Raw genomic sequence first — 13803 nt, 5'->3', positions numbered from 1 at the left:
ATCGTTTTACCTATTTTCATTTGACAACTCTATAGATCGTAAAATAAAACGGCTCTTCAATGGAAAAAGATTTTCATTATGTAAATTTAATGTTCCTACTATTTTGAAATCGCTCTTAGTATGCTACAGTAAATGGATAATGTCATTTAGGAGGGGTTTCATGAAAATAATCGATGCGTTAGCCCTATCAGCAGACTATATTCACCTCGCTTTAAAAGAGGAAGCAATCGTTGCTGTTATTGAGAAAGATAGTGAAACAGTAGTAAAATATTTAGCAGGCAAACGTGTGGACACAGGTTATGTAAATGGCCAAAAAGTAAATGCCAATGATCAAAATGTCTACATCGCCTTTGCTGGAAAAAAGGCAGATGTCATTATTCCAGAAGATGTCTACGGCATAGCCATCAATGCTTTTGCATTTCCAATTCGAGAAAATGGTCAAGTGGTTGGCGCTCTAGCTTTTGGACTTCCAATCGATAATGAGCTCAAACTCGAACAATATATGAATACAATGGATAACATTCTCAACAGCCTTCAAGATAAAGTACATACAATCGCCTCCCATTCAGAAGAGTTAGCAGCTACAAGTGAGGAAATAAATAAACAAGCACATCATGCCCTAGAGGATTCCGAAAAGACAAATGATGTGACAGATCTAATCAAAAGCATTTCTCGTCAAACGAATTTATTAGGCTTAAACGCCTCGATTGAAGCGGCTCGTGCCGGTCAGCATGGCGCTGGTTTTAATATCGTCGCGCAAGAAGTGAGAAAACTTTCTTTTGAAACTTCTAGTGCAACAGAAAATATTGAAGCATCACTACGCAATATTAATCGTAATCTTGATCATTTAAAGCAAAATATGGGACAAATTAACGAAGCCACGAGTGAACAAGCTCAACTTGTCCAAGATTTCAGTGAAATTATTGAAGAATTAACGACGTTAAGTCAAGAAATGAAAAGCTTTATGCATAACGCGTTAAAATAAACGATTGAATTGGAGTGTAATAAAATGCAAATCCCTATAAATCCAGAATTAACGTTACGAACAATCACTTTAGACGATGCACAGGCAGTTTTTGCACTAACAGATAATTCGAGAGACTATTTACGTGAATGGTTACCGTGGTTAGATTTCACCAAAGAACTATCTGATACAATCGGCTATATAGAAGGCTGTATTGCTGGCTATGAAGCAAAAAGTAGCCTGTCTCTTGTAATTATGTTCCGCAATGAAATTGTCGGCATTGCCGGCTTTAATACAATTAATAATGCCAATAAAACGGCGGCAATAGGCTATTGGCTCGGAAAAGACGCGCAAGGCCATGGCATTATGACAAAAACGGTACAAGCATTAATACAATATGCGTTTGACGAACTCCAACTGAACAAAGTTGAAATTCGTGCAGCAGTGGGCAATACAAAGAGTCGTGCGATTCCTGAACGACTTCATTTCACAACGGAAGGAACGATTCGCGCAGCAGAATGGCTGTACGATCACTACGTTGACCATGTCGTTTATGGCATGCTTGCGAGCGAATGGAAATAAACGGCGTTACGAACTATGCGATGAGGTGATTGCTAGTAGTAATTTGCTTCGCGCCACTAAACTGGATGAATCGCCACTAGCGACTCACTTTGCGCCATTAAAAGCTGATTAATCGCCACTAATATCTCACTTTGCGCCACTAAAACTAAATCAAACGCCATTAAAAGTTGCGCAAAACAATAAAAAGCTACCTAATCTTGATGAATTAGGTAGCTTTTTTCAATATTTATTGTTCGACAGTTTCTTTTAGTTGTTCGTCAGACGCAACAGGCTCTGGCTTATTTACTAGCTCCGTGGCAATGCGCTCAAGCTCTGGTCGCAATGTATGTTTCCCTGCATAGCTTTCGATTAATTCCTTCACATCAATACCGGAAGTTTCTTTTAATGTTTCCTGTAGTGTGGACATCAAATTCGTAGCGTAAGAAGTGACCTTATTGGCACCACTGCCGCCTTCGCCACCGCCAGTATCAACAACTGTAATTTTGTCGATATTGCCAAGTGGGCTTGCCAGCTCTTTTGCATACTCTGGCATCATACGTACAACCATATCAAGGACAGCCGCTTGACCATAGTATTCAAAGGCTTCGGCAATTTTACGTTTCGCTTCCGCTTCTGCAAGACCACGAAGGCGAATAATATCCGCTTCAGTTTCACCTTGTGCACGTTCTGCATCCGCTTTCGCAATACCATCTAAACGAATCTTCTCCGCTTCCGCTTTCGCTAACGACTCAATACGATATTTTTCAGCATCTGCTTGCGCCAATTCACGCATTTTTTCCGCTTCAGCATTTTGCTCCACTGCATAACGGTCTGCATCTGCTTTCTTTTTAACCTCTGAATCGTATTGCTTTTCACGACGTAAAATCTCTTTTTCTTCTAATTCAATTTGCTTTTGACGTTCAATAATGCGAATTTGCATTTCTTGCTCTGTTACTTCCTGTTTCGCACGTGCCGTTTCTAATTCATAAGCTTGGTCGGCACGCGCTTTGGCGATATCTTGTTCACGACGGAATTCCGCCACTTTTAATTGATTTTCTTTTTCTGCTTCCGCAATTTCTGTTGCACGTTCTAACTCAGCTTTTTGCGCTTCTTTTGATGCTTCTGCACGCTTAATACGTGTTTCTTTTTCTGCATCGGCAGTCGCAATATCTGCATCGCGTTTCACTTGTGCAATTCTCGGCTTACCAAGTGAATCAAGGTAGCCATTTTTATCACGCACATCTTTAATCGTAAAGGACACAATCACAAGACCCATCTTCGCTAAATCTTGAGAAGCGACACGCTGTACTTCCTGCGAAAATTTATCACGATTTTTATAAATTTCCTCAACCGTCATCGATCCTAAAATCGAACGTAAATGCCCTTCTAATACTTCACGCGCTTCCCCTTCACGTTCTGACTTTTGCTTGCCTAAAAATTGCTCAGCAGCCGTAGCAATTTCTGAAATGGAACCACCAATTTTAATAATCGCTGTGCCATCTGCCATTACCGGAACACCTTGCTCCGTATAAACTTCAGGCGTTGTCACTTCTAGTTTACTTGATAATAAGCTTAATGGTTGAGCTTGCTGGAAGATCGGGAAAACGAACGTACCTCCCCCACGAATAATTTTAATGCGATTTCCTGACTCATCTTTATGTACATTTTTTGAGCCAAGATAGCTACCCGTTACAATCAGTGCTTCATCAGGACCCGCTGTTTTATATTTTGTTACATATAGTGCCACTAGTGCGATTAAAATAAATGCTACAATCCCTAAAACAATTAAAATTTCCATTGACATATTCGTATCTCTCCTTTAAATAAATTTCTTTTCATATGCCCTTACAAAAAGAGTACCTGCCCTCACTTCAACAACGAGAACTGTCGTATCATAATCAATGACCTCATTATCAAAGCCTGCCGCGCGCTTGGCAATCATACCGCTCGTTGTCTCTATGACAACTTCTCCAAAGCCATCAGACGGTATAGGTACGATCACCTTCCCTAACTGCCCTTCAAGAGATTCCTCCGTATAAGCTAAAGAAACATCAGCAGATTTGAGTGGAACAAGAATAAATAAATAAAATAAGGTACTTAAAATAACTCCACTCACTGCAGCTACACCTATATTCCATCCGCTTGGGAAAAAGGCTAACTTTTCTAAAATAAAGCCTGCTGCTGACATCAACGTAAAGAAAGATAAAATGACACTTGGATTAAAAATCGGAAGAGCCTCTCCAATGCCTTCGACAGCATCGCCAAAAAACATAAACAAAATGGTTGCAAGCCCTGCGAAAATTAATACCACTAAATAAATTTGCTCCAGTGTATAGCCAAATAGCGTCAAGTCAATCACCCCTTTTATACGTATTACCTACTATACGGATGCATTGTAAAAAAAGTTTCATAATTTTTTAGATTATCTAAATTTTTAAAACAATTATGCCTTTACGTATTGTTATTTCTTCACTTCAAACCATGGTACAATAGAAATGAATAAAGGCATCGAAGGAGATATTGCATGAAGCGATCCACGTTTATAAATGTTTGTATTTTCATATTTTTCACTTTACTATTCGTCAATGATTTTTTCCCTGCCACACCGTTAGCGGAAATCTTGTCGAAGAAAATCATTCTTGTTATATTAATTATCCTTGTTTGTATTAACATGGTGTTGTCAAAGGGTACATATAGCAAAATTTCTAAAAAAGCCTATGCTGCTTTAACGCTCTATACTGTCGGACTTTGGATTGTCCTGACATTATTAGGCGGCGAATCCGAAATCGGATTATCTTATAATAGCCCTATATTCTATCTTATTGTGCTCGTCCTAGGGTTTGATTTATTACGAGTCTTTCGTCAATGGAAACGTGAAGAAGCAGAAAAAAACACTATAAAATAAAAGCATGTCTGCCAATTGGAACATTAAAACCAATTGGCGACATGCTTTTTTATTTTTGTGGAAAATTATCGAATTGCAAGTCCCACTGGCGATTCCCGACACTTTATCCCCAATTTCAGATATTCTATCAGCGATTTCTTCATCTTTATCGGCGATTCCCGAGACCGTATCAGCGATTTCTTCATCTTTATCGGCGATTCCCGCGACCCTATCAGCGATTTCTTCATCTTTATCGGCGATTCCCGCGACCCTATCAGCGATTTTCTAAGTATCGTAATATCCTACCAAAAAAAGGGCTAGCTCAAAGCTAGCCCCCTCACTTACGATTCTAATACATTTAATATCACGTCTAGCTCATTGACAGCATGATCTAAGCGTTCCTTCGCCTCGATGTTTTGTTGCTTTAATTGGCTATACTGCAATAAATTTTTTTCGTGCTTTAATTTAATGGAAGATAGGCGCTCAATGCGTGCCTCTACCTTTTCTATTGCTTGCTCACAAACAGTCGTCCATAACTTTTCCGATTGTTGCATTTCTGTCGTAGAAGGATTATGTTGGCGCATAATGCGTGCATAAACAGCTTCTATTTGTTCGATCATTTCTGTGTAAAAATGGCGTTCTACACGTGTCGTTTGGAAAGTCGGATGTTCCACATCTTTTGCATAGGGTGTAATCTGACGTAGCAGTTTACCAGCATTTTCGCCAAAACTATGGGATAAATTCAAGACATTCATTAATTGCAATAATAAGCGAATTTCTTCAAGATTAATAAGCTGTGAATCAATATTTTCTTTTACTTTGAGCGATTCCATAAAACGTCGATCGAAATGCTCAATTTCACCATTATGTTGCTCCACTAAATGTAGACTTGCATTTTCTTTTAAACTTTTAATATATCGGATTGCATGACTTCTTAGCTCTTCCATTGAAAGCAAATCGTCATTGTCTTGTTGTGGTTTACCTCGTTGAACATACGCAAATGCATCCACTTTGCGTGGCCACTGTGCTTCTTGATTCGTTTCTGAGACATTGTAGTTTATATAAATTCCGTGCATTCCATATCCTCCAAGTCCATTTAACAAGTATCTCTAAAGACAATAAATCGAATACGATTTTTTTTCAAGTAATTTACTTCTTAAGATTAAAAGTTTTCTTGAGAAATGTTGATTTCGCTGCCTTGCTACAGGTGCTTTCACTTATGCATGTCCCGTCTCCTCTTCCAACCATTGTTCATATAACAATTCTAGCTGTCGTTCAAGTTTCTGTCGCTGCTCTTTCGCAAGTGTAGATTCTTTTAATTTTACCTCAAGTTTGCTAATTTGTTCATCGATTGGCATTTCCTTATCTTTCTGGACAACGGTCTTTACAATTTTTTCTTTAGCCGCACCCTGATCTTCCAATACATGTTTTGTTCTTGCCCACTCATAATCACCTTCATAAACATAAATCTTCTCGCGCTCAATCCAGGCAATTTTGGAAAAGACTTTTTGTAAAAAGTAACGGTCATGGGAAACACCAATAATTGTCCCTTCAAAAGATTCGAGTGTGTCCTCCAACACTTCCCTTGCCTCTATATCTAAATGGTTTGTCGGTTCATCTAAAATAAGTAAATTAATATCTTCATGCATCAATTGCGCTAAACGCAAACGCATTTTTTCGCCACCACTAAGGTCCTTCACTTTCTTAAATACGTCATAGCCATAAAATAAAAACTGGGCAAGCATATGACGCGCCTCCGCCTCTGACACGGCAACTCGCTCACGAAAAGCATCAATTAAACGAACGGCTGGGTTATCATGCTCAAATTGCTGAGATAGATAACCAATCTTCACACTATTTCCTACCCGACACGTCCCTTTATTCGGCTCAATCTGCCCTAACATCATCTTTAGCAATGTGGATTTACCAGTACCATTGTTACCCACAATGGCCAAACGTTCACCGAAATAGACCGATAAAGTATTGTCCTTAAATAATGGCTTATCAAAAGCATGACTTACCTCTAGCATTTGAATCACTTCTTTACCACTTCGTTCGGCCATCGTTAAAGCTAAATTCATTTTCTTTTTTACGCTTGGTTTTTTGACACGCGTTAGTCGGTTCAAAGCTTTTTCCATACTTTTTGCGCGTCGATACAATGCAGCATTCGGTGGATTTGCTTCATTAGCCCACTGTCTTAAACGTTTAATTGCTTCTTGCATTTTTTTAATTTTCTTTTGCTGTTCTTCATATTCAGCAAATTGCTGTTCAACTTTAGCTTCTTTTTGCGCAATAAAATCATCATAATTGCCCTTATACGTAAATGCTTCTCCATCCTCTATTTCGATAATTTTTTGCGCCATTTGATTCATAAAATGGCGATCGTGTGATACCGCGATAACGATGCCAGCAAAGTTTTGAATATAGTTTTCAAGCCACTCAATCGCTTGCATATCTAAATGATTGGTCGGCTCATCTAATAGTAAAATAGATGGCTTACTTAACAAAATTTGCCCAAGCATAACTTTTGTTTTTTCACCACCACTTATACTGGTAAATGGTACTGACAGTAAACCTGTAATACCAAGCCCATTTGCAATAATGGCTAATTGAGACTCTACTTCATAGCCCCCCAACAACATAAATTGCTCCTGTACTTGCCCATATTGGTGTAACATTTGATCTGTCACATGCACTTGCATTTCTTGTTCCAACGCTGTCATTTTTGCCTTTAACGCATATATTTCAGCAAATGCTTCCTCCAGTACTTCTTTTACTGTAAGTAAAGGATAGCTCGGAATCTGATGCAAATAACCAATGGTTGCCCCTTTACTTTTAATGATACGACCAGCATCCGGCAGATCCAGTCCCGCTAACAACTGCAATAAAGTCGTTTTCCCGCTGCCATTCACACCAACAATCGCCACATGTTCCCCTTTATTAATTTCCAATTGAAGTCCTTCAAATAATAAGTGACCACCAATAACCTTTTGAATTTGTTCAGCTTTCATTTGCATTGTTTTTTCCTCCATAAGACGTGCGAAAAAACATCTATAGACAACAAAAAGACTGCTCGATTAACAAGCAGTCTTTTCCTTCATGAATTTGTGAAAAAGAATGGTTAATTCGCTACGTGTAGTATTTGATTTTGCTTAAAAATAGACAGACTTATCCCGTTATTGGCAAAATCGAAAGTTTGAACACGTGCAAAATACGTAGCAATATCTACTTTTACACCTGTTCTCGTAGCGTTTTGATTCATTCCTTTTCACCCCCGTTCTAAATAATTAGTGTTATCATACCATATTGCATAGAATTTGGGAAATGTTTTATATAGCTTGCTAAGTACGCTGTGAAACATTCATCTACTTAAAATGACGTTTAAGTCAATAAAAAACGTACAAAATTGGTAAAAAGTATAACTTAAAATTCACTAATTCTATTTAATTTAGAAATATACAAAATGCTTCCACAATTATATACTAGTAAAAATAGAAATGTTTTCCTTGAACATATACTTGAACAGCAAGTTTTCATACACTAACTTGCTGCTTATTTATGTGGATTAAAATGTGGAGGGACTCTATGAAAAATTTAAAAATGCAAACGAAAATGAGCCTGCTTATTGTAACTATTATTTTATTTGTGCTCATTGCGGTAGGTCTCGTTAATATTAGCGAAATGAAAGCAACTCTTGAAACCGAAACGAAAGCACGACTTAGCCAAATCTATGATTTAAGTATTTATAATTTAGACCAAACATTACCTGGTGAATGGCAATTAAAAAATGGTGAACTTTACAAAGGAGAGGCTAAAATAGCAAACGAAACGGCCTTAATCGATCAATTAGGTGAGTTATCCCAAGCAGCTATTACCATTTTCGCACAAGATACACGGGTCAATACAAATATTATGAAAGATGGGCAACGTGCGACTGGTACAACGGCCGATCCGAAAGTAACAGAAGCCGTATTGACACAAGGCAATGTATACAGTGGCACAGCCGATGTAGTGGGCAAACCGTATTTCACACAGTATGGGCCGATTAAAAATGCCCAAGGGGAAACAATTGGGATGATTTTTGCCGGTGTTCCCTCCGCTCAAATCGCTGCCGTCGCACAAAAAATGCTTATTAAAATGGGCGTTGTCGCTTTCATTGCTGCTATCATCGCTGTCATTGCAGGCACCTTGCTCGTACGCAGTATTGTTAAACCTTTAAAGCGGCTAAATCACCAGCTTGAAACGATATCTGCAGGAGAAGGCGATTTAACGCAACAGCTAGTCGTCAACACAAAAGATGAACTTGGCGATCTCGCTAAATCGTTTAATGCCATGCTCGATACATTACGAAAAATGATGCGACAAGTTGATGAAACGGCCAACCAAGTATCTGCCTCATCTGCTGAATTGTCTGCAACAGCTGGCTCAACAACAAGAACAACGGAGCAACTAACTGCCAATATGCAAGAGTTAGCAAGTGGCGCTAGTACGCAAAAACAAAGTGCCAATGAAAATGCTGAAGCAATGCAGGATATCGCAGGAGGCATCCAGCTTGTTACGGAGACAAATAGTGAAGTTTCTTCGCATGCTTCAGAAGCGTTCGACACAGCAAAACATGGTGAGCAAACAGCACAGGCGATGCAAGTCCAAATGCACGCGATGACAGAAGCAGTTTTAGAAAGTGCCAAGTCCATTGTTGCACTAGATGCACATGCGAATACAATTGGAAATATTGTAGAAGTTATTCATGCAATTGCTGACCAAACGAACTTACTTGCATTAAATGCATCCATAGAAGCAGCACGTGCCGGAGAGCATGGCAAAGGCTTTGCGGTAGTAGCAGAGGAAGTTCGAAAATTAGCGGAGCAATCAAAAACATCTGCTGCTCAAATTACAGAAACCATTCATACGATGCAACAGCTGGCGCAAGAAGCAAGTGAACATATGCAACTAAGCGAAAAGGAAGCTGCTTCAAGTGTCCACATTGTTCAAACAACAAATAGTGCATTTGAAAGCATTACAACAAAAGTGGCCATTGTGACAAATAAAATTCAAGAAGTATCAGGGATTGCCGAAGAATTATATGCTCGTATTGAACAGGCCAATGCATCTACTCAAATTATGGCAGAAATTGCAGTGGATGCACGCGAACAGTCAAAAGCTGTTTCGCACATTGCCGAGACAAACCTGTACTCGATGGAAGATATTAATAACGCGGCTACAACTTTGACAAAAAATGCCGAAACATTGCAAAATTTAATTCATCAGTTTAAATATTAATAACCCAAAGCTTGCTCATTGGTCGTGTCTTCCCAATGGTGCAGGCTTTTTACGTTTTCACTTTTTTCACAAAGACTTTTACGAACGGCACAAGAAAAATGGACACAATCAATACACGGAAAAGCTGAAAGGCTGTAACAACGGTGACATTGGCATGCACTGAAGCAGCGATAATGCCCATTTGATCTAGCCCCCCTGGTACAATGCTTAAAAATCCAGTGCGGAAGTCAAGATCATACAAATGCTTCATCACAAAAGATAATACATAGGCAGAGCCGATAAATAGCCCCGCTGACAAAAATGCATAAAAGACATGCTTTTTTGATAAATGTAAATCCTCTTTTTTCAATAGAAGCCCTATATATATGCCAATTAAGAGCTGTGCAATATGAAGGTAGGATAAAGGCATTTTAGGTACCTCCACACCTGCTATATTTAATCCCATTAATAAAAAGACGGGACCTAACATGTAACCTGTTGGAATTCTCACCTTTTCTGCAAGCCAACCAGCTAATGTACAAATAACTAATAAAGCTAGTAAGCGCCACGAAAATGTTCCATCCACTGTAACAATATTTTCACCAGTGCCAGTTATGATTAATGGTACAAAGCCCACAATGAGCAGTACGCGCAATACTTGATAAAACGTAATGACCGCCATGTTCATATTGCCTTGTTCTTCAGCAAAAGCCACAATTTGTGTCATGCCGCCAGGTACGCAACATGTAAGCGCAGTGGAATAATCTAATTCCGTACGTGTTGCCACTAGATAACTGATTGCAAAAAATAACACAATAAAGATTAAGTTCAGCACTATGATGCTACTTAAAAACTGCTGAATATCTTGTAGCGCTTCTTTCGTAAACGCAAATCCAATCGAATAACCCGCCACAATTAAACCAATATTACGGAAATATTTATGCCACTGTAAGTTCATTTTAGTAAATAACTGTACACAAAGCACTGCCGCTATTGCCCCTAACAACCACGGCATCGGAATATGTAATAATTGAAAGATAAGCGCACCTAACAACCCGATACAAAGTGTTAAGAACAATTGCTTATAAAACGTCCACATAAAAAGCACCCCCTCAAGCATCAGTAGTTCTATTATGACGCGAAGCACCCCAATAAGCCACTCCCCGTACTTACAAGTGCCAGGCACTAAAACAATTCTGAATATTCACTCAAACAAACAACACGTCCCTTCCTCGGTAATCCACGTTCGTTGCAGTTATCGTAAAAATCCAACCTGTTAGTCATTCATTTCAACCTGTTATCGAACAATTTATCTTATATGGAAATTTCTATGCTACATTTAGATTAAGCTGACTCAGTCAATATATGCCTTTCTCTATAATGGAGCAGAGGTAATACACTTACCCAAAGGAGGCCTCCAATGAAAATTCATTTAACAATTAATAGCGCGCTAGCAGAAACCGAGATTCACATACATGCCAAGGAATACAACGAACACATCGAAAAATTAATGAAGCAGCTGCAAGCAGCCCAAACGACCATGCTTGATGGCTATTTGCAACAAGAAATTCATCTGATAAAAATTACAGATATTTATTCGATTTACGCTGAAGGAGCAAAAGTTTTTTTACAGACAGAAGAGCAAGAATTTGAATCGAAACGCAAATTGTATGAACTCGAAGCCCAATTAGCAAAAGATTTTGCGCGCGTTAGTAAATCGACACTCGTTAACATTAATAAAATTTCTTCTATTCAAATGGGCAAAATTGGCACAACGGAATTACTGCTCGACAACGATGTGTCCATCCATGTAAGCCGCAAATATTTAAAAGAATTAAAACGCCACTTAGGTATCGGGAGGGACACTATATGAAAATACTACGCATGATGATAATGGGATTACTATTCTCACTTTGCTCATCCTACATTTTAGTGACGTTAAGTGTTATGTCTAATCACGCGATGGTGACAGGACCAGAATTGCTGGAGCAAGTAATTATTGCCGCCATACTTGGTATTGCCATTGGTTCACTATCACTAATCTTTGATATTGAACGTTTATCATTCGGCATTCAGCTTTTAATCCATTTTATCGCTATTACTTGTTGCGTTATGGTAGCAGGCTATTTTGGGCGCTGGTTTGAACATGCGGGCATACTGTATGTACTCATCTCAGAATTAATTATTTATTTCATCGTATGGTGCGTTTTATATGTATTGCAAAAAAACGACATTGAAGAAATGAATAATGTTATTCAAAAAAGAAAGGAATAAAACTTATGACGTTTGCTATTCAAGTTGAACATTTACAAAAGCACTATGGCGAGCATTTAGCAGTAAAGGGCATATCCTTTAATGTAGAACAAGGCACACTTTTCGCCTTTTTAGGAGCCAATGGTGCCGGTAAATCGACGACCATCGAAATTTTATGTACTTTATTACAAAAATCAAGTGGTACAGTATCCATTAACGGTTATACGCTTGATGAAAAAGCGAATAATGCAGAAATCCGGAAATCAATTGGCGTCGTGTTTCAGCAAAGCCTACTCGATGAACGATTAACCGTTCGTGAAAATCTTGTCCACCGTGGCAAAACATATGGCTTATCGAAGGCACAGCTTGCAGAAAACTATCAATTTGTATCAACCTACTTACATTTAGAAGATATTGAACAACAAAAATATGGCACATTATCTGGAGGACAAAAAAGACGCGCAGATATTGCCCGCGCACTGATTCATCGTCCGCAAATATTATTTTTAGATGAACCGACAACTGGACTCGATCCACAAACACGCCAATTCGTTTGGCAAACGATCAAACAACTTCAGGCTGAAACGAATATGACCGTATTTTTAACAACGCACTATATGGAAGAAGCGGCAGGTGCACATCAAGTCATCGTCTTAAATCAAGGTCGCATTGTCGCTACAGGAACGCCTGATTTTTTAAAAACAACCTATGCCTACGACCAAATGGCACTGGTATTTCATGATTGCTCACTCGGAAAAAAGTGGCTTCAGGACAACGCATTACATTTCACCGAAAAGCAAGGCATTTTCTTAGTACGTGTGGACTCTACTATGCATGCACTGACACTGTTGAAAAGTGCAGAGCCCCTTTTGGCCTCGTTTGAAGTCATGAAAGGAACGATGGATGATGTGTTTCTTCATATTATGGCACAAGGAGATGAGACGAATGGAAGCGATGATTAGCTTAATACAACGCAATAATAAAGTGTTCAGGCGAGATAAAACACAAGTCTTTTTCTCCCTGCTTTCCGTTATGATTGTTATTGTGCTGTACGCTGTATTTCTACAAAAAATGCAAGTGGATGCAATTGAGCAACTGACAAAGGCGACACCTGAGTTGATTGCTATGGTCAATGAATGGCTAGTAGCAGGTTTATTATCGATGATAGCTGTGACGACAACTTTAGCGGCATTTGCTATTGCTGTACGAGACATGGAATCAAAGGCGACAGCCGATTTTCTAACAGCACCTATTTCCCGCGCAACGATTCAAATGAGCTATGTACTAAACGCTTTTATAATCGGCTGTATCTTTTCCTTCGTTGCCCTCGTAGGTTGTGAAATATTCATTGTCTCTACTGGCGGCGAGCTACTTGGCTTATCAGAACTAATGAAAGTAATCGGCATATTATTATTATCAGTGTTGCTTGCAAGCGTCTTTAATGTATTTCTCGTCCTTTTTGTCAGCACACAAAATGCTTTTTCAACATTGAGTACTATTGTGGGGACAGTGCTAGGCTTTTTATGTGGTGTTTACGTACCACTTGGCATCCTACCAAACTTTGCGCAACAGCTTATTATGTATTTTCCAATCAGTCATACGACACTATTATTGCGCAATGCTTTTATGGAAAGTTCCATCACAAAAGTTTTTGACGGTGTACCTACTGCACAAGTCGAAAGCTATAAAATCAATTACGGTATTGTTTATGAGCTAAATGGCCATTCCCTTAGCATAGCAACAAGTTATATTATTATTTTCGTAACTATTTTCGTGCTTGCTATATTGTCTATCCTGATTTTTAAAAAGAAATATCGCTAATAGTCCATCTATACACATCGCTTGCCAACACGATGTGTATTTTTATTGCATTTTAACAAAC

Annotated in this window: 15 protein-coding genes; 9 read left to right on the top strand and 6 right to left on the bottom strand. The window is 38.8% G+C overall.

Going from position 1 to position 13803, the window contains the following annotated elements:
- Positions 1 to 160 precede the first annotated feature (160 nt).
- A complete protein-coding gene (locus tag ACKVEV_RS02320; protein ID WP_409368787.1) occupies positions 161 to 985 on the top strand; it encodes a methyl-accepting chemotaxis protein in 825 nt (274 codons plus the stop codon).
- Positions 986 to 1009: 24 nt separating this feature from the next.
- A complete protein-coding gene (locus tag ACKVEV_RS02315) occupies positions 1010 to 1546 on the top strand; it encodes a GNAT family N-acetyltransferase (protein WP_409368786.1) in 537 nt (178 codons plus the stop codon).
- Between the two features lie 226 nt (positions 1547 to 1772).
- On the opposite strand, the gene ACKVEV_RS02310 is transcribed toward ACKVEV_RS02315, so the two are convergent.
- Together ACKVEV_RS02310 and ACKVEV_RS02305 are read right to left on the bottom strand one after the other, a co-directional pair.
- Positions 1773 to 3329 (bottom strand): SPFH domain-containing protein, encoded by a 1557-nt coding sequence (locus ACKVEV_RS02310; RefSeq protein ID WP_409368785.1) that lies wholly within the window; start codon positions 3327 to 3329, stop codon positions 1773 to 1775.
- Between the two features lie 15 nt (positions 3330 to 3344).
- The gene (locus ACKVEV_RS02305) at positions 3345 to 3875 is read right to left on the bottom strand and encodes an NfeD family protein (RefSeq protein WP_402923776.1); all 531 of its coding nucleotides are present in this window, start codon (positions 3873 to 3875) and stop codon (positions 3345 to 3347) included.
- A gap of 174 nt (positions 3876 to 4049) precedes the next feature.
- On the opposite strand from ACKVEV_RS02305, the gene ACKVEV_RS02300 reads away from it, so the two are divergent.
- A complete protein-coding gene (locus ACKVEV_RS02300; protein ID WP_409368784.1) occupies positions 4050 to 4430 on the top strand; it encodes a hypothetical protein in 381 nt (126 codons plus the stop codon).
- 73 nt (positions 4431 to 4503) lie between these two features.
- Complete coding sequence (locus ACKVEV_RS02295) at positions 4504 to 4698, top strand: hypothetical protein (RefSeq protein ID WP_409368783.1); 195 nt, start codon at positions 4504 to 4506, stop codon at positions 4696 to 4698.
- A 52-nt stretch (positions 4699 to 4750) separates the two neighbouring features.
- On the opposite strand, the gene ACKVEV_RS02290 is transcribed toward ACKVEV_RS02295, so the two are convergent.
- The 3 genes from ACKVEV_RS02290 to ACKVEV_RS02280 form a co-directional block, all read right to left on the bottom strand.
- A complete protein-coding gene (locus tag ACKVEV_RS02290) occupies positions 4751 to 5485 on the bottom strand; it encodes a hypothetical protein (RefSeq protein WP_409368782.1) in 735 nt (244 codons plus the stop codon).
- Between the two features lie 141 nt (positions 5486 to 5626).
- Entirely contained in the window at positions 5627 to 7426 is a 1800-nt protein-coding gene (gene abc-f / locus ACKVEV_RS02285) for a ribosomal protection-like ABC-F family protein (RefSeq protein WP_409368781.1), read from the bottom strand.
- 104 nt (positions 7427 to 7530) lie between these two features.
- A complete protein-coding gene (locus ACKVEV_RS02280) occupies positions 7531 to 7671 on the bottom strand; it encodes an RAxF-45 family protein (protein ID WP_409368780.1) in 141 nt (46 codons plus the stop codon).
- 323 nt (positions 7672 to 7994) lie between these two features.
- Here ACKVEV_RS02280 and ACKVEV_RS02275 point away from each other — a divergent pair, with 323 nt between their 5' ends.
- Positions 7995 to 9689, top strand: a complete 1695-nt coding sequence (locus ACKVEV_RS02275) for a methyl-accepting chemotaxis protein (RefSeq protein WP_409368779.1) — start codon at positions 7995 to 7997, stop codon at positions 9687 to 9689.
- A gap of 49 nt (positions 9690 to 9738) precedes the next feature.
- On the opposite strand, the gene ACKVEV_RS02270 is transcribed toward ACKVEV_RS02275, so the two are convergent.
- Complete coding sequence (locus tag ACKVEV_RS02270; RefSeq protein WP_409368778.1) at positions 9739 to 10767, bottom strand: AbrB family transcriptional regulator; 1029 nt, start codon at positions 10765 to 10767, stop codon at positions 9739 to 9741.
- Positions 10768 to 11088: 321 nt separating this feature from the next.
- Here ACKVEV_RS02270 and ACKVEV_RS02265 point away from each other — a divergent pair, with 321 nt between their 5' ends.
- Genes ACKVEV_RS02265 through ACKVEV_RS02250 form a run of 4 tightly spaced genes read left to right on the top strand, consistent with a single transcriptional unit; the run spans position 11089 to position 13742 of the window.
- Positions 11089 to 11541, top strand: a complete 453-nt coding sequence (locus ACKVEV_RS02265) for a LytTR family DNA-binding domain-containing protein (protein WP_409368777.1) — start codon at positions 11089 to 11091, stop codon at positions 11539 to 11541.
- Entirely contained in the window at positions 11538 to 11942 is a 405-nt protein-coding gene (locus tag ACKVEV_RS02260) for a DUF3021 domain-containing protein (RefSeq protein WP_409368776.1), read from the top strand. Before ACKVEV_RS02265 ends, ACKVEV_RS02260 begins: the two co-directional genes overlap by 4 nt.
- Positions 11943 to 11947: 5 nt before the next feature.
- A complete protein-coding gene (locus tag ACKVEV_RS02255) occupies positions 11948 to 12883 on the top strand; it encodes an ABC transporter ATP-binding protein (protein ID WP_409368775.1) in 936 nt (311 codons plus the stop codon).
- On the top strand, positions 12867 to 13742 hold the full coding sequence (locus tag ACKVEV_RS02250) for an ABC transporter permease (protein ID WP_409368773.1): 876 nt from the start codon (positions 12867 to 12869) through the stop codon (positions 13740 to 13742). Before ACKVEV_RS02255 ends, ACKVEV_RS02250 begins: the two co-directional genes overlap by 17 nt.
- Positions 13743 to 13803: the final 61 nt, after the last annotated feature.

Origin of the sequence: Lysinibacillus sp. 38-6, from assembly GCF_046245175.1 — a bacterium.
GTDB lineage: Bacteria > Bacillota > Bacilli > Bacillales_A > Planococcaceae > Lysinibacillus.
The sequence above is the reverse complement of the archived record's forward strand: the minus strand, read 5'-3'. Positions and strand labels throughout refer to the sequence as shown.

Excerpts from the sequence above, each read along its gene's own strand:
- ACKVEV_RS02320 (WP_409368787.1), top strand. The coding sequence starts at position 161 with ATGAAAATAATCGATGCGTTAGCCCTATCAGCAGACTATATTCACCTC.
- ACKVEV_RS02315 (WP_409368786.1), top strand. The coding sequence starts at position 1,010 with ATGCAAATCCCTATAAATCCAGAATTAACGTTACGAACAATCACTTTA.
- ACKVEV_RS02310 (WP_409368785.1), bottom strand. The coding sequence starts at position 3,329 with ATGTCAATGGAAATTTTAATTGTTTTAGGGATTGTAGCATTTATTTTA.
- ACKVEV_RS02300 (WP_409368784.1), top strand. The coding sequence starts at position 4,050 with ATGAAGCGATCCACGTTTATAAATGTTTGTATTTTCATATTTTTCACT.
- ACKVEV_RS02290 (WP_409368782.1), bottom strand. The coding sequence starts at position 5,485 with ATGCACGGAATTTATATAAACTACAATGTCTCAGAAACGAATCAAGAA.
- abc-f (WP_409368781.1), bottom strand. The coding sequence starts at position 7,426 with ATGCAAATGAAAGCTGAACAAATTCAAAAGGTTATTGGTGGTCACTTA.
- ACKVEV_RS02280 (WP_409368780.1), bottom strand. The coding sequence starts at position 7,671 with ATGAATCAAAACGCTACGAGAACAGGTGTAAAAGTAGATATTGCTACG.
- ACKVEV_RS02275 (WP_409368779.1), top strand. The coding sequence starts at position 7,995 with ATGAAAAATTTAAAAATGCAAACGAAAATGAGCCTGCTTATTGTAACT.
- ACKVEV_RS02270 (WP_409368778.1), bottom strand. The coding sequence starts at position 10,767 with ATGTGGACGTTTTATAAGCAATTGTTCTTAACACTTTGTATCGGGTTG.
- ACKVEV_RS02265 (WP_409368777.1), top strand. The coding sequence starts at position 11,089 with ATGAAAATTCATTTAACAATTAATAGCGCGCTAGCAGAAACCGAGATT.
- ACKVEV_RS02260 (WP_409368776.1), top strand. The coding sequence starts at position 11,538 with ATGAAAATACTACGCATGATGATAATGGGATTACTATTCTCACTTTGC.
- ACKVEV_RS02255 (WP_409368775.1), top strand. The coding sequence starts at position 11,948 with ATGACGTTTGCTATTCAAGTTGAACATTTACAAAAGCACTATGGCGAG.
- ACKVEV_RS02250 (WP_409368773.1), top strand. The coding sequence starts at position 12,867 with ATGGAAGCGATGATTAGCTTAATACAACGCAATAATAAAGTGTTCAGG.